Annotated in this window: 15 protein-coding genes and 1 tRNA gene; 7 read left to right on the top strand and 9 right to left on the bottom strand. The window is 62.3% G+C overall.

All coding sequences use genetic code 11. The annotated features are described in order from the left end of the window. Positions 1-4: 4 nt before the first annotated feature. Positions 5-1,333, top strand: a complete 1,329-nt coding sequence (locus A462_RS22625; protein ID WP_008433270.1) for a cation:dicarboxylate symporter family transporter — start codon at positions 5-7, stop codon at positions 1,331-1,333. A 71-nt stretch (positions 1,334-1,404) separates the two neighbouring features. Here the strand turns inward: A462_RS22625 and yghU are convergent, their stop codons facing one another. The 4 genes from yghU to A462_RS22645 form a co-directional block, all read right to left on the bottom strand. After that, on the bottom strand, positions 1,405-2,247 hold the full coding sequence (gene yghU, locus A462_RS22630) for a glutathione-dependent disulfide-bond oxidoreductase (protein ID WP_008433268.1): 843 nt from the start codon (positions 2,245-2,247) through the stop codon (positions 1,405-1,407). Positions 2,248-2,380: 133 nt separating this feature from the next. Next, complete coding sequence (locus tag A462_RS22635) at positions 2,381-3,808, bottom strand: efflux transporter outer membrane subunit (protein WP_008433267.1); 1,428 nt, start codon at positions 3,806-3,808, stop codon at positions 2,381-2,383. Then, entirely contained in the window at positions 3,801-4,982 is a 1,182-nt protein-coding gene (locus tag A462_RS22640; RefSeq protein WP_008433264.1) for an efflux RND transporter periplasmic adaptor subunit, read from the bottom strand. The genes A462_RS22635 and A462_RS22640 overlap by 8 nt, the downstream gene beginning before the upstream one ends. Position 4,983: 1 nt before the next feature. After that, on the bottom strand, positions 4,984-8,172 hold the full coding sequence (locus tag A462_RS22645; RefSeq protein WP_008433261.1) for an efflux RND transporter permease subunit: 3,189 nt from the start codon (positions 8,170-8,172) through the stop codon (positions 4,984-4,986). 309 nt (positions 8,173-8,481) lie between these two features. On the opposite strand from A462_RS22645, the gene A462_RS22650 reads away from it, so the two are divergent. Both A462_RS22650 and mug read left to right on the top strand, forming a co-directional pair. Next, the gene (locus A462_RS22650; protein WP_003207888.1) at positions 8,482-8,868 is read left to right on the top strand and encodes a MarR family winged helix-turn-helix transcriptional regulator; all 387 of its coding nucleotides are present in this window, start codon (positions 8,482-8,484) and stop codon (positions 8,866-8,868) included. Between the two features lie 361 nt (positions 8,869-9,229). Beyond that, a complete protein-coding gene (gene mug, locus A462_RS22655; RefSeq protein WP_008433256.1) occupies positions 9,230-9,745 on the top strand; it encodes a G/U mismatch-specific DNA glycosylase in 516 nt (171 codons plus the stop codon). Here mug and A462_RS22660 read toward each other — a convergent pair. After that, positions 9,732-11,777, bottom strand: coding sequence for a prolyl oligopeptidase family serine peptidase (locus A462_RS22660; protein ID WP_008433255.1), 2,046 nt, complete (start codon positions 11,775-11,777; stop codon positions 9,732-9,734). The genes mug and A462_RS22660 overlap by 14 nt on opposite strands. 152 nt (positions 11,778-11,929) lie before the next feature. On the opposite strand from A462_RS22660, the gene A462_RS22665 reads away from it, so the two are divergent. After that, complete coding sequence (locus A462_RS22665) at positions 11,930-12,193, top strand: Ada metal-binding domain-containing protein (RefSeq protein ID WP_008433253.1); 264 nt, start codon at positions 11,930-11,932, stop codon at positions 12,191-12,193. A 65-nt stretch (positions 12,194-12,258) separates the two neighbouring features. Here the strand turns inward: A462_RS22665 and A462_RS22670 are convergent. Then, positions 12,259-12,334 (bottom strand) — tRNA-Asn (locus A462_RS22670). A 176-nt stretch (positions 12,335-12,510) separates the two neighbouring features. Between A462_RS22670 and A462_RS22675 the strand changes: the two genes are divergently transcribed. Next, positions 12,511-13,893: a glycerophosphodiester phosphodiesterase family protein gene (locus A462_RS22675; protein ID WP_008433251.1), complete on the top strand. Its 1,383-nt coding sequence runs from the start codon at positions 12,511-12,513 to the stop codon at positions 13,891-13,893. Positions 13,894-13,935: 42 nt separating this feature from the next. On the opposite strand, the gene A462_RS22680 is transcribed toward A462_RS22675, so the two are convergent. From A462_RS22680 to A462_RS22690, 3 genes are read right to left on the bottom strand one after another with little or no spacing between them, the layout of a single operon-like run. Continuing rightward, entirely contained in the window at positions 13,936-15,168 is a 1,233-nt protein-coding gene (locus A462_RS22680) for a CaiB/BaiF CoA transferase family protein (RefSeq protein WP_003216714.1), read from the bottom strand. Between the two features lie 26 nt (positions 15,169-15,194). Further along, entirely contained in the window at positions 15,195-16,730 is a 1,536-nt protein-coding gene (locus A462_RS22685; protein WP_008433249.1) for a 3-hydroxyacyl-CoA dehydrogenase, read from the bottom strand. Positions 16,731-16,732: 2 nt separating this feature from the next. Then, positions 16,733-17,518: an enoyl-CoA hydratase gene (locus tag A462_RS22690; protein WP_008433246.1), complete on the bottom strand. Its 786-nt coding sequence runs from the start codon at positions 17,516-17,518 to the stop codon at positions 16,733-16,735. A gap of 263 nt (positions 17,519-17,781) precedes the next feature. Between A462_RS22690 and A462_RS22695 the strand changes: the two genes are divergently transcribed. Further along, positions 17,782-18,639, top strand: coding sequence for an IclR family transcriptional regulator (locus A462_RS22695; protein ID WP_008433245.1), 858 nt, complete (start codon positions 17,782-17,784; stop codon positions 18,637-18,639). A 69-nt stretch (positions 18,640-18,708) separates the two neighbouring features. Beyond that, a complete protein-coding gene (locus A462_RS22700; protein WP_008433243.1) occupies positions 18,709-19,863 on the top strand; it encodes an acyl-CoA dehydrogenase family protein in 1,155 nt (384 codons plus the stop codon). Positions 19,864-20,041 lie beyond the last annotated feature (178 nt).

Here is a 20,041-nt window from a genome sequence, read left to right as displayed (position 1 = left end):
TCCCATGCACAAGCCCCGCATCGCGCTGGTCTGGCAAATCCTGATCGGCTTGCTCGCCGGCATCGCCATCGGCGCCCTGCTGCACCGTTTTCCCGAATCCCGGCCGTGGCTGGTGGACAACCTGCTGCAACCGGCGGGCGATATCTTTATCAAGCTGATGAAGATGATCGTCGTGCCCATCGTGTTTGCCTGCATGGTGGTGGGCATTGCCGGGCACGGTGACGGTAAATCCCTGGGACGCATCGGGGTCAAGTCCCTGGGCTATTTCTTCTGCATCACCACCCTGGCGATCATCGTCGGGCTGGTGATGGGCAACCTGCTCAAGCCGGGTGCCGGTACCGAACTGGCCAGCCTGCAAGCGAGTGCCGTGAGCTTGCCCACCAGCAGCGCCGGCGGCGGCCACAGCCTGGGGCAGATCATTGTCGGGATCATTCCGGACAACGTCATCAACGCCATGGCCCAGGGCAGCCTGCTGTCGGTGCTGTTCTTCGCGGTGATGTTTGGCCTCGGGGTTTCGCGCTTGCCCGCCGAGCGCAAGGACCCGGTGATTGCCCTGCTGCGCGGGGTGTCGGAGGCGATGTTCAAGGTCACGTCGATGATCATGGCCTACTCGCCCATCGGCGTGTTCGGGATGATCGCAGTGACCGTGGCCAACTTCGGGTTCAGCTCGCTGTTGCCGTTGGCCAAGCTGATCCTGGTCAGCTACGTGTCGATTGCATTCTTCGTGCTGGTGGTGCTCAACCTGGTGGCGCGGCTGTGGGGGATCAACCTGTTTGCGTTGATGCGACATATCAAGGATGAACTGATCCTGGCGTTCTCCACCGCCAGTTCGGCGGCGGTGATGCCGCAACTGATGAAGAAGCTCGAAACCTACGGCGTGCCGCCTTCACTGGTGAGCTTTGTGGTGCCGGTGGGGTATTCGTTCAACCTGGACGGTGCGTCGCTGTTCCTGGGGATCGGCACGCTGTTTGTGGCGCAGCTGTATGGCATCGACCTGAGCCTGGGCGACCAGGCCCTGCTGGTGGTGACCATGGTGCTGACATCCAAGGGCGCGGCCGGGGTGCCGGGGTTCATGTTCGTGATTCTGTCGGCGACCCTGGCGAGTGCGGGCTTGCCGTTGGAGGGCATCGCCTTCATCGCCGGGGTGTATCGCCTGATGGAAATGCCGACCACCGCGTTGAACGTGCTGGGCAATGCCCTGGCACCGCTGGTGATTGCCAAGTGGGAACGCCGTGAAGGCACCGCTGAAACCTGTGGCGAGGGGGCTTGTCCCCCGTTGGGCTGCGCAGCAGCCCCAATAAGCTCACCGAATTTTCCTGAAAAAACGCGGTGAATTTTCAGGGCTGCTGCGCAGCCCAACGGGGGACAAGCCCCCTCGCCACAAGGTGTGGGTTGCCAGCTCTATCAACGGTGCAGGTCGAGGTCCGACGCCTCATGCCGCTCGCGCAGTTGCTCTGACGGCTCGCCCGACACACGGTTGACCCGGCGCCCACGCTGCACCGCCGGCCGCGCTTCGATGGCATTGGCCCAGCGCACGACGTGCTTGTAATCCTGCACCGAGAGAAACTCCCCCGCCTCATACAAGCGGCCTTTCACCAGGCCGCCGTACCACGGCCAGATCGCCATGTCGGCGATGGTGTACTCATCCCCGGCAATGTATTCGTGCTCGGCCAATTGCTTGTCCAGTACGTCCAGTTGGCGCTTGGTTTCCATGGCGAAGCGGTCGATGGCGTATTCGATCTTGGTCGGCGCGTAGGCATAGAAATGCCCGAAACCACCGCCCAGGTACGGCGCGCTGCCCATCTGCCAGAACAACCACGACAGGCATTCGGCACGGGCCGCCGGTTCGGTGGGCAGGAACGCGCCGAACTTCTCGGCCAGGTACTGCAGGATCGCACCCGACTCGAACACCCGAATCGGCTTGGGCCCGCTGCGGTCCAGCAGCGCGGGAATCTTCGAGTTCGGGTTCACGCCGACGAAGCCGCTGCCGAACTGGTCGCCGTCACCGATCCTGATCAACCACGCATCGTATTCGGCACCCTTGTGACCCAGGGCCAGCAGCTCTTCCAGCAGGATCGTGACCTTCTGGCCATTGGGCGTTGCCAATGAATACAGCTGCAACGGATGACGGCCTACCGGCAATTCCTTGTCGTGGGTCGCGCCGGCAATGGGCCGGTTGATGCTGGCGAAGGTGCCGCCGTTTTGGGTCTTCCAGGTCCAGACTTTTGGCGGTACGTAATCAGTCATGCCACTACTCCTTGGATTCAATGTTCACAACAACTAACGGCAGGAGCGAGCTTGCTCGCGAAAAACTCGAGGGCGCCGTGTTCTTTCAGGATGCCCGCGGTGTGGTCGACGACCTTCGCGAGCACGCTCGCTCCTACAGGTTCTTTTGGGCCAGTTGGGCCATATTCCAGCCGCCACCCAGTGCCTTGATCAGCCCTACGTTGGCGCTTAACTGTTGAGTCTGCAGATCCAGCACCGTGCGCTGTGCCTGCAACGACGCTACCTGCGCCGTCACCACGTCCAGGTACGCCGCGCCACCCTGGCGATAGCGTGCCAGGGACAAGTCCTCGGCGTACTGCGCGGCTGCCGCCGCATCGCGCTGGTCAACCAGGGCGGTGTCGAGCCCGGAGATGATCGAGAGGTTGTTCTCCACCTGCTCGAACGCGGTCAACACTACACCACGATACTTGGCTGCGGCTTCATCGGTTGCCGCCTTGGCACTGTCCACCCCGGCCTGGCGCGCGCCGCCGTCAAAAATCGTCCCCACCAGCGACGGGCCAATTGCCCAGAAAATGTTGGGCGCGCTCAACAAGTGCGCGAACTCATCACTCTGGAAACCACCCTGGGCACTCAGGGTAAGGGCCGGGAACCAGGCGGCTTTCGCCACCCCTATGCGTGCATTGGCCGAGGCAATCCGGCGCTCGGCAGCGGCGATGTCCGGCCGACGCTGCAACAGCGTAGACGGTACACCGGTAGGCACCCCGGGCAAGGCGATATCCGCGACGCTTGGGGCAATCGTGTAGGTCGATGCGGACTCACCCAGCATCGCCGCTATCGAGTGTTCAAGCACTGCACGCTGCACCAAATTCTGGCTCAGCTGCGACTTGACCGTCGACAGTTGGGTACGCGCCCGCGCCACGTCCAGCCCGGAGACGATACCGCCGCCGTGCAAGCCTTCGGTCAGGCTCAAAGCCTTGGCATAGGCATCGCTGGTTTCCTGCAGCAACTGGTCTTGCCGGTCGATGCCACGCAGGCGGATGTAGCTGTCGGCCAATTGCGCCTGCAAACTCAGACGCACTGAGGCCAGGTCGGCCTTGGCGGCCTGGGCGTCGCTGGTGCCGGCGGCAACGGTGTCGCGCACACGGCCCCAGAGGTCGACTTCATAGTCCAGTTCGACCCCCACTGTCCCGGAATCGTAAACATTCGGCGGGCTGGCAGAGCGCAGTGGGCGGGTGTCCGACTGGCGAATGCGCTGGGCATTGCTGGAACCGATCAGCTTTGGAAACAGCCCGGATTGCGCCTGGGCCAAAAACGCCTGGGCCTGGGAATAGTGAGCCAGTGCCGCGCTCAAGTCCGGGTTGCTTTGTAGCAACTGCTGCTCCATCGCGTCCAGTTGCGGGTCCTTGTAGATGTGCCACCAACCGTCGCGACTTGCTTGGTCGTTCGGCGTGCCGACGGTCCACGGTCCCTGGGTATGGAACTGCGCGGCAATGGGTACCTCCGGCACGTCCAGCGGCGGCGCAAGATGGCAGGCGCCCAGGCCCAGGGTCGCGACCAATACCAGGCAAGTGCGCTTAGCCATGGGGTTTGGCCTCCACGGGATTGGCGGCCAGCTGCACCGAATCGTCGTCGGCCAGGCCGTCGGGCGGGGTGTCGATCACGCGGTCGGTGGCGACCAGGCCGCTGCCGATTTCCACGCTGTCACCGAAGTCCCGGGCGATGGTCACGGTCTTGAAGTGCACATGATTATTCGCGTCGAGGGTGGCCACGCGCATGCCCTTGTCATCGAACACCAGGGCGCTGGCAGGCAGGCGCAGCACGTCGGTCTGCACCGGCAAGGTGAACTGCACGCTGGTGTAGCCGCCCGGCAACAGGCGGCTGCCGGGGTTCTCCACCAACAGTTGCACCAGGGTGCTGCCGGACGCGGCGTTCACCGCATCGGCGGTGGCGATCACCTTGGCGTTGAAGGTTTCACCGCGATATTCCGGCACGCTCAGACGTGCCACGGTACCCACCTGGATCTGCGGCGCCGACGACTGCGGCACCTGCACATACACCCGCAGGCGGCTGACGTCGGAGACCGCGAACAGCTCTTTGCCGGTGGCACCACCGGCACTGATCAGCGCCCCCACATCGGTGGAGCGTGCAGTGACCACGCCGGCGAACGGCGCAGTCAAGCGCTGGAAGCCCTTGGTGGCAACCAACTGGTCGACGTTGGCCCTGGCCGCGACCACTTTGGCCTGCTTGGCAGTCAGGTCGCCGGTGCGCTCATCCACGTCCTGGCGCGACACCGAGTCCGACGAAAGCATTGCCTGCCAGCGCTTGGCGGTGGTCTGTGCCAGCGACTCGTCGGCCTGGGCCGAAGCCAGCACGGCCTTGGCTTGCAGCAGTTGCTGATCGAGCTCCGGCGTGTCGATTTCGGCCAGCAGTTGCCCGGCCTTCACGTGGTCGCCGATGTCGACGTTCCAGGTCTTGAGGTAGCCATTGACCCGGGCAAAGATCGACGCCCGGGAGTACGCCTCAAGGCGCCCCGGCAGGTTCAGGATCGGACCCTGGGGCTGCACGCTCGGGGTGATCAGGATCACGCTGGGCAACGCCTGGGCATCGGTCCAGGTTTTCAGGTCATGGGATTCGCTGGCGCGCACGCCGATGCCGAATACCACCACGGCAACCAGGACCACCAGCCCCAGCACCAGCCAGAGCAGACCACGGGATTTACGGCGGGGCGAACCCGAATTGGAAACGGAAGCAGACATGTCAAACCCCTTGAGTGGCGGTGGTCGCAAGCGTGGCGTGCTGACGCCGCCCGTGCACAAGACTGAAAATCAGCGGAACCAGGAACAACGTGGCAATGGTGGCAAAGGCCAGCCCGCCGATGACCGCACGGCCCAGCGGGGCATTCTGTTCGCCGCCCTCCCCCAGGCTCAGCGCCATCGGCGCCATGCCGATGATCATCGAAATCGCGGTCATCAATACCGGGCGCAGACGGGTAAAGCCGGCTTCAAGCGCCGCCTGCACCGCATCCCCGTGCACCGCGAGGCGTTCGCGGCAAAAGCTCACCACGAGGATGGCGTTGGCGGTGGCCACGCCCATGCACATGATCGCCCCGGTCAGCGCCGGTACCGACAGCGGCGTGTGGGTAATGAACAGCATCCACACGATGCCCGCGAGCGCCGCCGGCAAGGCGGTGATGATCACGAACGGGTCAGCCCAGGACTGGAAGTTGACCACGATCAGCAGGTAGATCAGCACCACCGCGCCAAGCAGGCCAAACAGCAAGCCACTGAAGGCCGCGTTCATGGTTTGCACCTGACCCTGCAACAGCACCTTGGAGCCGGTGGGCACTTCGCTGGCGTGGGCGGCGATGATCTTCTGGATGTCGGCGGCGACGGCACCGAGGTCGCGGCCCTGGATTGCGGTCAGCACCTCGACCACCGGCTGGATGTCCGACTGGGTCACCACCGAGTTCGCGTGGCTGCGTTCGATGGACGCCAGGCCGCCGAGGGTCTGGTCTTGCGCCGAACCGGGGCTGCCGCTCAACGGCAGGTTATGCAGGGCGGCCAGGGTGTCGAGGCCGTACTGCGGGGTTTGCATCACAATCGGATAAGACACGCCGTTGGCCGGGTTGAGCCAGAACGTCGGCGCCACCTGGCTGGAACCCGCCAGGTTGACCACCAGGCTGTTGGTCACATCGCGCTCGTTCAGGCCCACCAGTTGGGCCTGGGTACGGTCCACATCGATCTTGAACGTGGGCAGTTGCCGCGACTGCTGGATACGCGCATCCACCACACCCGGCACCCGCCGGATTTCCCGCAGCAACGTGCTGGCGTAGGTGAAGTTGGCGGGCAGGTTATTGCCGCTGACTTGCACATCCACCGGCGCCGAAGAACCGAAGTTGAGGATCTGCCCGACGATGTCCGAAGCCGGGAACGAGAACACCGCATTCGGGAATTCACGGGGCAGCCGCTCCCGCAGTTCGCGCATGTATTCGGCGGTGGGACGATGGCCTTCTTTCAGGCTGATCTGGATGTCGCTGTCCTGTGAACCCACGGTGCCGGTGTTGTTGTAGGCCACGTTGATCCCGCTGATGGCCAGGCCGATATTGTCGACGATGGCCGCCAGCTCCCGGGGCTCGATCACGTTATGAATGGTGTTCTCGATCTGCGAGACCAGCCGCGCATTGCTCTCGACCCGCGTGCCGATCGGTGCACGCACATGCAACAGGATCTGCCCGGAGTCGACGTCGGGGAAGAAGTTGCGACCCAGGAATGGCACCAGCGCAAACGACACGGCGACGAACGCCAGCATCGCGATCACCGCGATACGACGGTGGTGCAAGGCACTCTCCAATGCCCCGTGGTAAACCCCGCGAAACGCCTCGAACTGGCGCTCGAACCCGCGCTGGAATTTCACCAGCGGGTTGCTCGACGGCGCCACCACCGGCGTACCGTCCGCATGATGTTCGTGAGGCTTGAGCAGGTAATTGGCGAGGGTCGGCACCAGGGTTCGCGAGAGGATGAACGAGGCGATCATCGCGAAGATCACCGCTTCGGCCATCGGCACAAACAGGAAGCGCGCCACGCCTTCCAGGAAAAACATCGGCACAAACACGATGCAGATACACAGCAGCGACACGAACGCCGGCGTGACGATCTGCGCCGCGCCGTCGAGGATCGCCGTCTCCACCGGCTTGCCCTGTTCCAGGTGCCAGTTGATGTTTTCGATGGTCACCGTAGCGTCATCCACCAGGATCCCCACGGCCAATGCCAGGCCGCCGAGGGTCATGATGTTGAGGGTTTCGCCGAGCGCCGACAGCGTGGCAATCGACGACAGGATGGCCAGCGGGATCGACGTGGCGATGATCACCGTGGAGCGCCAACTGCCGAGGAACAGCAGGATCATCAGGCTGGTCAACGCGGCGGCAATGATCCCTTCCCGGGCGACGCCGCTGATGGCCGAGCGCACGAACAGCGACTGGTCGCCGATCAGGTCGATATTCAGGTTGGGCGGCAAGGCGCCTTTGTTGTCGGCCAGTTTGTCCTTGATCCCGGCGATCACCCCGAGGGTCGACGCCGAACCGGTCTTGAGCACCGGCAGCAGCACGGAGCGGTTGCCGTTGACGTGCACGATGTTGGTCTGCGGCGGGTTGCCGTCACGCACCGTGGCCACGTCACGAATCAACACGGTGGTGCCGTCGGCGGTCTTGATCGGCAGGTTTTCCAGGTCGTGGAAGTCCGTCGGCGAGTTGTTCAGTTGCAGGTTGAACTCGTAGCTGCCGATCTTTTGCGTGCCCACCGGGGTGATCAGGTTCTGCGTGGCCAGGGCAGTGGCCACGTCCTGCGCCGAGAGACCACGGGCCTGCATGCGTGCGGAGTCGAGGTCGATCTGCACCTGGCGGGTCTTGCCGCCGAAGGGGTATGGCAGTGCGGCACCGGGCACCGTGGTCAGCATCAGGCGCACGGTGTTGAGGCCCAGGTCACCGAGTTTCTGTTCGCTGAGGCCTTTGCCGGACAAGGCCAACTGCACGATCGGCACTGTCGAGGCGCTGTAGTTGAGGATCAGCGGCGGCGTGGTGCCCGGCGGCAGTTGACGCAGGATGGCCTGGGACACCGAAGTCATCTGCGCGTTGGCCGTACTGATGTTGACTCCCGGCTGGAAGAACACCTTGACGATGCCGTAGCCGTTCAGCGATTGCGCCTCGATATGGCGGATGTCGTTGACCGTGGTGGTCAGCACCCGCTCGAACGGCGAGGTGATGCGGCCGGCCATCTGGTCGGGCGGCAAGCCGGTGTACTGCCAGATCACGGCAATCACGGGGATGCGAATTTCGGGGAAGATGTCGGTCGGAGTACGCCAGGCCGCGAGCGGGCCCACAATCAGAATGAAAATAGCCAATACCAGGAAGGTATAGGGGCGCCGCAATGCGATGCGCACGAGGTTGAGCATAGATGTGATCCAGACAGGAAGTTGATGACTGAAGGAGGTACCGAACAGCGCTTCCCTCCTGCCCCGCCCGTCTGTGTTCCGGGCCAACTGCACTGACATCCGGTCAAAATAGAGGCATATGCCACGATATAGCGTTTAGTGGCATACGCAACTAATTTGTTGCAGCATGTGTCAATATTCATCTTGCCGGATTAACGTTCGGTTAACCCTTGATCTGTAGCGAGTGATCAGCCTGTGAAATGCGCACCGCCTGTCCTGAATAGCCCGAGCACCTGTTCCAACGGAGCCGTGCGGCGCGCGTCCCGTCGTATGGCGCAGATCTATGACGAGGCGTTTGCGCCGTTTGGTCTGAAGGCCACCCAGTATTCGCTGATGAACCACATCGCCAACGGGGACGCTCCGAAGATGCGCGACCTGGCGCAGTCGTTGGTGATGGATTTGTCGGCCCTGGGGCATACGCTCAAGCCGCTGGTGCGGGATGGGCTTGTGGTGTTGCGGGTGGATGAGTTGGACCGTCGCAGCCGGCGGGTGCTGTTGACCGACGCGGGGCAGCGTAAATACGAAGAGGCGCGGGTGGTGTCCAGGCAGATGGCGGTGCGGTTTGATGAGGTGTTTGGGGCTGAGGCGGCTTGCGAGTTGCGTAAGGCCATGGACTTTATTGCGTCTGATGAGTTTGCTCGGGCGTTGTTGGGTTAGGGGGCATATCGGTTATTTAGGTAATGGCTGATATTGGTTCCGCTCTTGCCGGCATTACTCCGCGGGCCGCCCAAGATCAAAATCAAGAGCGGGCACAGTCAAATGTGGGAGCGGGCTTGCTCGCGAAGGTCGTCAACGATGACGCTGGCATCCTGATTCAACGCGGCGTTCTCGGTTTTTTCGCGAGCAAGCCCGCTCCCACATAAAGCAGCTCTGCTGTTGACCTGCGGGCCCCGTTAACCATGATGGCCGCTGTAAAGATAGCCTGAACAGGTTCACAGGGTATCCCGACTAACGCGATACGCCAGACCGCCCCTGTGTTTTTCCCAACGTCGTGAAAGACACTTGCCTGAGACTCAGCATGAACGAAACACTCGAAGACATTCTGACCAAAGACCTGGCCGTGATTTTCTGCGGCATAAACCCGGGGCTGAAGGCCGCCACCACCGGGCATCACTTCATGGGCAGGAGCAATCGGTTCTGGCGCACGCTGCACCTGGCCGGGTTTACGCCCCATGAAGTGCAGCCGGAGAACGACCGCACGATCCTGCAATACCAGTGTGGACTGACCACGGTGGTGGAGCGGCCTACGGCCCGGGCGGACCAGTTGTCGGCGGATGAATTCAGGGCGGCGGCGGCGGGTTTTGAACGCAAGATCGCACGTTATGCGCCACGGTATGTGGCGTTTCTGGGAAAGGCCGCCTATAGCGCGTTGAGCGGGCAGAAGCAGATTACCTGGGGGCTTCAACCGCACACCCTGGGGTGTGCGGCGGTGTGGGTTCTGCCCAATCCCAGCGGCAGAAACCTTGGGTTTACGCTCGACCAATTGGTGCAGGCGTACCAGCAATTAAGGCTGGCAACACTCAGTCCCGATTAGAACTCAACTTCTCCCACAAAAAGCTGTAGACCAGCGCACTCATATGCGCAGCCTGTGCATTGTCTGCCGCCCCGCCGTGCCCACCTTCGATATTTTCGTAGCACGTCACGTCCTTGCCGGCCTCGATCATCTTCGCCGCCAGCTTGCGGGCGTGGGCTGGATGCACCCGGTCATCGCGGGTCGAGGTCAGGAAAAACACCGGTGGGTAGGCCTTCGCCGGATCGAACAGGTGGTATGGAGAAAACGTCTGGATGTACGCCCACTCTTCAGGTACGTCCGGGTTGCCGTATTCCCCCATCCACGACGCCCCGGCCAACAGGAGGTGATAGCGCTGCATGTCGAGCAAGGGCACCTGGGAGACGATTGCACCGAACAGTTCCGGGTATTGAGTAAGCATATTGCCGACCAACAGACCACCGTTGCTGCCACCCTCCGCGCCCAGATGTCGGGGCGAAGTAATTCCACGGTCGATCAGGTCACGGGCCACTGCGGCAAAATCTTCGTAGGCACGCGGACGGTTCTGCTTGAGTGCGGCCTGGTGCCAGCGTGGGCCGTATTCACCGCCACCGCGAATGTTGGCAACCACGTACACCCCGCCCTTCGAAAGCCAGGCGCGGCCTGCCTTACCGGAGTAATACGGGGTCAGGGAGTATTCAAAGCCGCCGTAACCATAGAGCAAGGTCGGCGCTGTGCCGTTGCGCGGCAGGTCTTTGCCGAGCACCAGGAAATACGGCACACGAGTGCCGTCCCTGGAGACCGCAAAGTGCTGCTCGATCACGTGCTGGCTGGAATCGAAAAAGGCCGGCAGGGTTTTCAGTACCTCGGGCGGATGACCGATCTCGGCCAGCGACAAGGTGGTCGGCGTCAGGTAGTCAGTGGTCACCAGCCAGACGGCATCACTGTCGTCGCTGTCCACTGCGCTGGCATCCACCGTCCCCATGCTCGGCGCCCCGGTGAACGGGCTGTGCTGCCAGCCGTTCGCGCCGGGAGTGAGGACGCTGAGGCGGTTCTTGACGTGATCCAGTACGTTCAGCACCAGGTGATTCAACGTCCAGAAAAACCCTGCCAGCGAGGTGCTGTCCGTAGGGGTGAACAGCACCTCGAAATCCCGCTGGCCTGCCATGAAGCGATCAAACCGGATCGCCAGCAACGAGCCGGCCACAAACACTTCATCAAGCGTCCAGTCCTCCCGCAGTTCCAGCAGCAGCCAGTCTTTGTACACCGACTTTTCCGCTGAGTTCGGCGCGTCGATTTTGCTTAATTGGTTGTCGCTGCCCCGCAGGTACAGCTCGTTGTTGTAGAACGCCAGCGTGCGGCTGACGAAGTCACGCTCGTAGCCGGGCGTGTCGTCGTGCATCGCCGCGATGTACATATCATCCAGCGCGCCTTCATAGACAAGACTGGCGGCACTCAGCGGCGTACCGCGCTGCCACTGCTTGACGATGCGCGGGTAACCGGAACGGGTCATCGACCCTTCACCAAAATCGGTATAGACATAGACGTTGTCACGGTCGATCCAGCCCAGGCCGCCCTTGGACTCGGGCAACTGGAAGCCGTCTTCGACCCAGGTCTTGCTGGCCAGATCAAACTCGCGGGTGACATTCGCATCGGCGCCGCCACGGGACAGCGCCAGCAGGCAGCGCTGGTAGTCCGGGCGCAAGAAATCAGCACCGTGCCACACCCAGTTTTCGCCTTCGGCGGCGTTCAGTGCGTCAAGGTCCAGCAACGTTTCCCAGGCAGGTTGAGGCTTGCGGTACTCCGCCAGCGTGGTGCGACGCCACAGGCCCCGCGGGTGGGCGGCGTCCATCCAGAAGTTGTAGTAATAGGCGCCGACCTTATCGACGTAGGGGATGTTGCTGTCCGAGTCCAGTATCTCCAGCACATCGGCCTTGATCTGCTTGAAGCTGTCGGAGCGGGCGAGCCGGTCTTCGGTCCTGAGGTTCTGGGCGCGTACCCAGTCCAGTGAACGCGTGCCGTCGACGTCTTCAAGCCATTGGTAGGGATCGTTGGACGTTTCGGGAAGTTTTGACATGTTCGAATCCTGTCGAAAAGCAGAAATGGATAGCGTGCCCGACTTTGAGCCTTTCTGAGCGATAAAAAAAGCAAGAAACCGGGTGTGCCAGCCGATCTAATCAGCGATACATGGCGGAGGTACCGCAGGCTGCTACGGCAGGAGGACAGGCGATGGCTGACAAAAACGTGTGGATGCTGATGGGCGCAGACGCAAGCCCCTTCCCAAGCCCCGAGCCGGGAACGCTGGGCGGTCACCGTCGCGGCAAGCGCTATGGAAAGCTCGACTGTCGTGCGGCGCTGGGAGCCATTGCGCGTGGCGGCTACGTGAAAAATCGCGTGTTTTTTCTCGATGAAGCGACGGCTGTCGCCGCGGGATTTCGTCCTTGTGCGGTGTGCATGCCAGCCGAATATCGCCTGTTTCGAGGGCACGCCTGAATCGAGTGTCCGGGACAAATTCCAGGCAAAAAAAAGCCTGCATCGCTGCAGGCTTTTTTACTATCTGGCTCCACGACCTGGACTCGAACCAGGGACCCAATGATTAACAGTCATTTGCTCTACCAACTGAGCTATCGCGGAATGCGCCGTATGTTACTGATTGAAAAGGAGAAGTCAAGCATTCAGTGAGATTTCTGCTTCACCCCAGGTGCGCCGCGCTGGAAAATCACCACGCCACTTCCTGTCACGACGCTGTCATACGTCAACGCCAACATCCGCAGATACCCCGCCCCTACCCTCTTCTTGAAGGACGACACATGCACACTCGCTCAGGCCCGCCAGCGGTAAAAACCCTGCTTGCCCGTTTTATCGTTATCGGATGCAGCCTGACGGTGAGCGCGTGTGACAGTGTGACCAGGAGCACGCCTGTCGCGCCTGCTTCGTTCAAAACCCTGGACGGTGCACCGCCGCTGGTTATCGGCCATCGCGGCCTGCCAGGACTGTACCCGGAAGAAACCCGGGCCTCCTACGAGCATGCAGCCGACGCTGGTGCGGATTCGCTGGAGCTGGACCTGCACATGACCAAGGACTGTGTATTGGTGGCCCGGCACAATCCCTGGTTGAGCGACAACACCAACATCAGCGACGTCGCGAAGACCAATCCCGAAGTTGCACGCCGCAAGCGCACGGTGCCGGGTGTACTGGTTAACGTCAGGTATCCGGCCACTGCAGAAAATGGCCCGGCCCAGTACCTGAGTGATCTGACTGACCCCAACGATCCAAAATCCGTGTTGAAGTCCTTGATCGTGGATGGCGAAGACCATACCAACGACTGGTCAATCAGCGATTTCACCCTGGCCGAACTCAAGCAATGGATCGGCGGCACGACGTATGATGCCCGCGACGAGCGCCCGACCGAACTCAACGGCAAGCTGCCGATCCTGAGTTTCCAGGAAGTGATCGACATCGCGAAAGCCAAAAGCGCCGCCACGGGCCGCGTGATTACCACCTACCCGGAAAGCAAGAACCCGATCTGGAACAATGCCCAGGCCATCGCCAACGGCTGCGGCTCGCCGGGCAGTCATCCGTTCGAAGCGGCGTTTCTCAAGACCCTTGAAGACAACAACCTCAATCGCAAAGACGCGCCGGTGTTCGTGCAGAGCTTCGACCCGAACAGCCTGAAATACCTGCGCTCCATCGGCCTGCAATCCAGGGCGGTTCAACTGGTGGATGGGAACGGGGTGAACTTCAAGACCGGCGAGACCATTTTCATCACCGACAAACCCAACACCTTCGTCAGCGGCCGCCCCTACAGCTGGACCGTCGCCGGCGACCCACGCGCCTTTGGTGCGATGCTGACCCCGGCCGGGCTGGCCGAGGTCAAGACCTACGCCGACGGCATCGGGCCATGGAAGCCGCAAGCGATGTCGCTGACCGCCGCTTCAGCGCAAAACCCCGGCTTGCCCGAGGTCGATACCTTCAAGCCCACCAGCCTGATCAGCGATGCGCACAAGGCCGGCCTGTTCGTGCATATTTTCACCTTCCGCAACGAAGCCAAATACCTGGCAGGTGCCTACAAGGGCAACCCGGCGGCGGAATACATGGCCTTTTTCCGCGCCGGTGTCGACGGTGTGTTTACGGATTTCACGCCGACTGCCGTTGCGGCCCGAACTGCCTACCTTAAAGAAGTCGCGCGCTAAAAAGTCGTGCGCAAAGATGGCGGCCTTATGGGCCGCCATCCTTCAGTCGAGTTGCTCAATCACCCCTCCTGCCTTGAGCTGCCCCAGCTGCTCTGCCGACAACCCGAGGCGCTCGCCCAGTACCTCATCGGTATGCTGCCCCAACATCGGCGCCGGCCTTACATACTCTACCGGCGTGCCTGACATCTTGATCGGGCTGCCGACCATCTCGAACTGCGGATTCCTGGGATGCGGGATCTTCACCATCAACCCACGGGCAATCACCTGCGGCTCTTCCAGGGATTGCGCGATGTTGTTGATCGCCCCCACCGGTACTTTCGAGGCGTGAATACTCGCCACCCACTCGTCCGCCGTGCGCCCCAGGAAGTGCGCCGACAACAGTTCGACAATCTCCGCCCGATGCGCAACCCGATCGGCATTGCGCCGAAAGCGCGGGTCTTCCGGCAGGTGCGGCAAACCGATGCTGTGGCACAGCGCTACAAACTGGCTGTCGTTGCCGCAGGCAATAATGAAGTCGCGGTCGGCGGCGCGGAATACCTGGTACGGCACGATGTTGGCGTGGGCGTTGCCGAAACGCTGCGGCACCTTGCCCGAGGCCAGGTAGTTCATGCTCTGGTTGGCCAGGGTTGCCACTTGTACGTCCAGCAGCGCCATGTCGATGTGTTGGCCAACGCCGGTGCGTTCGCGGCTGAGCAGCGCGGCCTGGATCGCGACGGTGGAATACAGGCCGGTCATCAGGTCGGAGAACGCCACGCCGACTTTTTGCGGGCCGCCGCCGGGCAGGTCGTCGCGTTCGCCGGTGATGCTCATCAGGCCGCCGATGCCCTGGATGATGAAGTCGTAGCCGGGTTCTTCGGCGCGCGGGCCGGTCTGGCCGAAGCCGGTGATGGAGCAGTACACCAACCGTGGATTGATCTCGGCCAGGGTCGCGTAATCCAGGCCATAACGCGCCAGGGAACCGGCCTTGTAGTTTTCGATCAGTACGTCGGAGCTGGCCGCCAGGGCCCGCACCAGTTCCTGGCCTTCGCTGGTGGCCAGGTCAATGGCCACGGATAGTTTGCCGCGGTTGGTGGACTGGTAATAAGACGCCTGCCCGGACGACTCGCCGGTGTCGGTCTTCATCCACGGCGGGCCCCAGCCGCGGGTATCGTCGCCACTCTGTGGCCGTTCGATCTTGATCACTTCCGCGCCCAGGTCGGCCAACACCTGGCCACACCAGGGCCCGGCCAATACCCGGCTTAAATCCAGCACCCGCAAACCTGTCAATGCACCCATTATTCTTGTCCTGTGATGAATCGAAATCAGCCGACTGCCGGCTCTTCATGACGCAGGGAAATCCCCAGCACGGCACGCCGCCGCAGCCAGGGGCTGGGGCGATAACGTGGGTCGTGGGTGAGTTCGCTCATGCGTTGCAAAATCGTGAGGATGCGCCGTGGCCCGAGGGCATCGCCCCAGGCGAGCGGGCCTTGTGGATAACCCAGGCCGAGTTGTACGGCCTGGTCAATGTCGTCGACGCTGGCGATGCGTTGCTGGGCAATGTCGCAGGCCAGGTTGACCACCATCGCCAGGGTGCGCTGGGCAACGAAGCCGACGCTGTCGCTGATCACTGTCACACCTACACCGTCATTGGCGAGCAACGCGTGGGCGGCATCGCGGGTGGCGGTGGACGTCAGCGGGTTTTGCATCAGGGTGCGGTGGCGCGACAGGTCGGTCAGCAGGTCGATGCACAGGGTGCGTGCCGGGTCAGTGTGGAAGCGCTCGCTGGCCGAGGTGGCGTCGAGGCCGTAGGGCGCCAGCAGGCACAACGCTTCAGGCGAAGGCTGCGCCGCGCTTTCAAGGTGTGCGCCCAACTCGATCACCAGGGCGCTGAGGCGCTCGTAGTCTTCGGCGTTTTCGGTGGCGATCCATACCGGCGGGAATTGCTTGATGGAAGGCACCGGCTGCGGCTGCGGCTGCGGGCCGTCGACCACCTGGCCATTTTCATAGCGGTAGAAGCCCTGCCCGCTCTTGCGCCCGAAGCGTCCGCCCACCAGCATCTGGCGGGTCAGGGGCGATGGTTTGTAGCGCGGGTCCTGATAGAACTGGTTGTAGATCGACTCCATCACCGGGTGGGAAACGTCGAGCCCGGTGAGGTCCAGCAGTTCCAGCGGCCCCATGCGAAAGCCTGCGCCTTCACGCAGGATACGGTCGATGTCGCCGCGCTCGGCAATGCCTTCATCGAGCATCTTCAAGGCTTCGGTGCCGTACGCACGGCCGGCGTGGTTGACGATGAAACCCGGAGTGTCCTTGGCGCGCACGCCGCGATGGCCGGTACGGGCGACGAAGGCCAACAGGTCATCGCCGACCTTCGGTGCGGTGGCCAGGCCGTCGATCACTTCGACGACGCGCATCAACGGTACCGGGTTGAAAAAGTGCAGCCCGGCGACCCGTCCAGGGTGTCGGCAGCCGGTGGCGATGGCCGTGACCGACAGCGACGAGGTGTTGGTGGCGAGGATGCACGCCGCGCTGACCACACCTTCCAGCTGCTGCAACAGGCCGCGCTTGGCGTCGAGGTTTTCGACAATGGCTTCCACCACCAGGTCGCAGTCGTGCAGCGCCTCAATGGTGGCGGCGACTTGCAGGTTCGCAAGCGCAGCGTCCACCGCTGCCTGGGTGATCTTGCCCTTGGCGGCCAGCTTCGAGAGCGTGGCGCCGAGGTTATCCCGAGCGGTTTGCGCCGCACCATCGCGGGCATCGAACAAGCGCACCAACACGCCCGCCTGAGCGGCAATCTGTGCAATCCCGGCGCCCATCACGCCGGTGCCTACCAGGCCCATGATCTTGATTGAATCAGCCATTGTCATTCCCCCAGGTAGTTCGCGGTGCGTTTTTCGAAGAACGCCGCGGCGCCCTCCTTCTGGTCTGCCGAATCGAACAGCAGTTGAAAGGCCTTGCGCTCCAACACCAGCGCGCTTTCCAGCGGCAGGTCGGCGCCAGCCAGCATCACTTCCTTGATCTGCTCCACCGCCAGTGGCGGCAAGGCGGCGATCTGCGCGGCCAGTTCCAGGGCGCGGGGGATGGTCTGGTCATCGTCCACCACTTCGCTGAGCATGCCCATGGCCAGGGCTTCCGGGGCCTTGACCATGCAGCCGGTCAACGCGATGCGCATGGCCTGGAACTTACCCACGGCGCGTACCAGGCGCTGGGTGCCACCGGCGCCCGGCATCAGGCCCAGCTTGACCTCGGGCTGGGCGAAGCGCGCCGATTCCCCGGCGACGATCAGGTCGCAATGCATGGCCAGCTCACAACCGCCGCCCAGGGCAAACCCGTTCACCGCGGCGATCACCGGCTTGGGGCAGCGGCTGATGGCTTCCCACAGGTATTCAGTGTGGCGGCGATACATCTCGATCGGGCTGGCGCTGGCGAATTCCTTGATGTCGGCACCGGCCACGAAGAACTGGTCGCCGCCGGTGAGCACGATGGCGCGCACATCACGGCGTTTGGCCAGGGCACGAAAGTGCTCGGCCAGCTCTTCGCGAACCTGGGCGTTCAAGGCGTTTTTCACTTCGGGACGGTGGATGCGTACCACGGCGACGCCATTGTCCTGGACGTCGAGGTGCACTACGGGTTGGTCGAGGCTGGCCACAAATTCTCCTGCTGCAATGTTCTTGTTAGTTCGGATATCGCCAGTTTCGCTATGCGAAACAACATTCCGTATTTAGCGATAATCATAAGGACCGAGTTGCCGTGATGTAAACGTAAAAACCTGAACCTCCGATAAATCGGGCTATAACTCGTTGTTTAGACGAGTTTTATTAAACAAAAAGACAACGCCACGCAAAGTTGATTAGTTTCGCTGTGCGGAATACAATTTTGTTTTGTTGATTTTCTAAAAAAAGGGGGACTAACATGCGCCGTCGAAACCTGGACCCGAACACACCCGAAACACCTGCCGGCAACCACGCCTTCGAGCACTTGCTGATCGATCCGATGAATGCCGACGAGGAAGAAGACAAGGACCGCCAGTTCGTCACCGCCCTGGCCCGTGGCCTGGAATTGCTGCGCTGCTTCACCCCCAGCGAAAGCGTGCTGGGTAACCAGGAGCTGGCGCGCAAGACCGGGCTGCCAAAGCCGACGATTACGCGGATGACCCATACGCTGACCCGCTTGGGCTATCTCAAGCACCTGCCGCAGTCAGGCCGGTATCAGCTGGATGTGGGCGTGATGGCATTCGGTTACGCAATGCTGTCGAACCTGTCGGTGCGGGCCGTGGCCCATCCGCTGATGGAGACGATGGCCAAGTACGCCCAGGCCGCGGTGGCGATGGCCACGCGGGACCGCCTGGACATGGTTTACCTGGACGTGGTCCAGGGTGAAGCCAACATGACCATGCGCCGCCAGGTCGGCACACGGTTGCCGTTGCATTTGAGTTCCGCAGGCCGCGCCTGCCTGGCAGCGATGCCGGAAAACGAGCGGGAATTTATCCTCGACCATATCCGCCAGCGTCATCTGGAGGATTGGCCGGGCATCAGGAAGGGTCTGGAACGTGCCTTCCGGGATTACACCGACTTCGGCTACTGCATGTCGATCGGTGAGTGGCACCGCGATGTAAACGCCATCGCCGTACCGCTGCTGCATGCACAACATGGGCTGCTGACGTTCAACTGTGGCGGACCGAGTTTTCACCTTTCCCGGGAGAAACTCGAGGACGACATCGGGCCCCGTCTCAAGCACATGGTGAACAACATCGAGGCCGCCGCCCGCTAGACAGATCGGTGCAAGGCCTCGGCAGATTGACGACAACAGGCCCGCCGAACGGGCCGCTGAGGAATGCACATGATCCGAGACCCCGAAACGCTTCATCTGTTGCTGGAAACCCTGCAGCAGTTCGTCAACGAGGCGCTGATCCCCCGGGAAAACGAACTGGCCGAGACCGATGACGTCCCGGCGGATATCGTCAGCCAGTTCCGCGATCTGGGCCTGTTTGGCCTGACCTTGCCTGAAGCCTACGGCGGCCTCGGGCTGACCATGGAAGAAGAGGTCAACGTGGCCTTTGAACTGGGCCGCACCTCGCCGGCATTCCGCTCCTACTTCGGCACCAACAACGGCATCGGCTCCATCGGCATCCTGCTGGACGGCACCGAGGCGCAGAAGCAGCACTACCTGCCAAAACTCGCCAGCGGTGAACTGCTCAGTTCGTTCTGCCTGACCGAGCCGGACTCCGGCTCCGACGCCGCCTCGCTGAAAACCACGGCGGTGCGCGACGGTGACCACTATGTCATCAACGGCACCAAGCGCTTTATCACCAACGCCCCCCACGCCGGGATCTACACGGTGATGGCCCGTACCAACCCGGACATCAAGGGCGCGGGCGGCATCAGTGCATTCATTGTCGAGCGCAACACCCCCGGCCTGTCCCTGGGCAAGCGCGACCACAAGATGGGCCAGAAAGGCGCCCACACTTGCGACGTGATATTCGACAACGTGCGCGTACCGGCCGACCAACTGATCGGTGGCGTCGAAGGCGTGGGGTTCAAGACCGCAATGAAGGTGCTCGACAAGGGCCGCCTGCACATTGCCGCCGTCAGCGTCGGGGCCGCCGAGCGCATGCTCAACGATGCCCTGAACTACGCCCTGGAGCGCAAGCAGTTCGGCCAGCCGATCGCCGAGTTCCAGCTGATCCAGGCGATGCTCGCCGACAGCAAGGCCGAGATCTACGCCGCCCGCTGCATGGTGGTGGACGCTGCGCGCAAGCGTGACGAAGGCCTGAACATCGGCACCGAAGCGTCCTGCTCGAAAATGTTCGCCACGGAGATGTGCGGCCGGGTGGCCGACCGTTGTGTGCAGATTCACGGCGGTGCCGGGTATGTGAGCGAGTACGCCATCGAGCGGTTCTATCGCGATGTGCGCTTGTTCCGGCTGTATGAAGGCACTACGCAGATCCAGCAATTGGTGATCGCCCGCAACATGATTCGCGAGGCCAAGCACTGAACCCCGGGAACAACACCAAATCCATGTGGGAGCTGGCTTGCCTGCGATGCAGACAACTCGGTCTGGCAGTAACACCGCGGCGATGCCATCGCAGGCAAGCCAGCTCCTACAGTGACCGTGTTCCAACCGCATTACCGCAACACCCATAACTTGTGCCCTAACAACTACAACAAGGTAT

The sequence above is a fragment of the Pseudomonas sp. Ag1 genome, from assembly GCF_000278565.1.
GTDB lineage: Bacteria > Pseudomonadota > Gammaproteobacteria > Pseudomonadales > Pseudomonadaceae > Aquipseudomonas.
This window is presented reverse-complemented; position numbering and strand designations above follow the sequence as displayed.

Bases quoted from the DNA above. Each gene is read 5' to 3' on its own strand.
- A462_RS22685 (WP_008433249.1), bottom strand. From the start codon at position 16,730: ATGGCTGATTCAATCAAGATCATGGGCCTGGTAGGCACCGGCGTGATG.
- A462_RS22635 (WP_008433267.1), bottom strand. From the start codon at position 3,808: ATGGCTAAGCGCACTTGCCTGGTATTGGTCGCGACCCTGGGCCTGGGC.
- A462_RS22665 (WP_008433253.1), top strand. From the start codon at position 11,930: ATGGCTGACAAAAACGTGTGGATGCTGATGGGCGCAGACGCAAGCCCC.
- A462_RS22645 (WP_008433261.1), bottom strand. From the start codon at position 8,172: ATGCTCAACCTCGTGCGCATCGCATTGCGGCGCCCCTATACCTTCCTG.
- A462_RS22700 (WP_008433243.1), top strand. From the start codon at position 18,709: ATGATCCGAGACCCCGAAACGCTTCATCTGTTGCTGGAAACCCTGCAG.
- A462_RS22675 (WP_008433251.1), top strand. From the start codon at position 12,511: ATGCACACTCGCTCAGGCCCGCCAGCGGTAAAAACCCTGCTTGCCCGT.
- A462_RS22625 (WP_008433270.1), top strand. From the start codon at position 5: ATGCACAAGCCCCGCATCGCGCTGGTCTGGCAAATCCTGATCGGCTTG.
- A462_RS22680 (WP_003216714.1), bottom strand. From the start codon at position 15,168: ATGGGTGCATTGACAGGTTTGCGGGTGCTGGATTTAAGCCGGGTATTG.
- A462_RS22650 (WP_003207888.1), top strand. From the start codon at position 8,482: ATGGCGCAGATCTATGACGAGGCGTTTGCGCCGTTTGGTCTGAAGGCC.
- A462_RS22660 (WP_008433255.1), bottom strand. From the start codon at position 11,777: ATGTCAAAACTTCCCGAAACGTCCAACGATCCCTACCAATGGCTTGAA.
- yghU (WP_008433268.1), bottom strand. From the start codon at position 2,247: ATGACTGATTACGTACCGCCAAAAGTCTGGACCTGGAAGACCCAAAAC.
- A462_RS22695 (WP_008433245.1), top strand. From the start codon at position 17,782: ATGCGCCGTCGAAACCTGGACCCGAACACACCCGAAACACCTGCCGGC.
- mug (WP_008433256.1), top strand. From the start codon at position 9,230: ATGAACGAAACACTCGAAGACATTCTGACCAAAGACCTGGCCGTGATT.
- A462_RS22640 (WP_008433264.1), bottom strand. From the start codon at position 4,982: ATGTCTGCTTCCGTTTCCAATTCGGGTTCGCCCCGCCGTAAATCCCGT.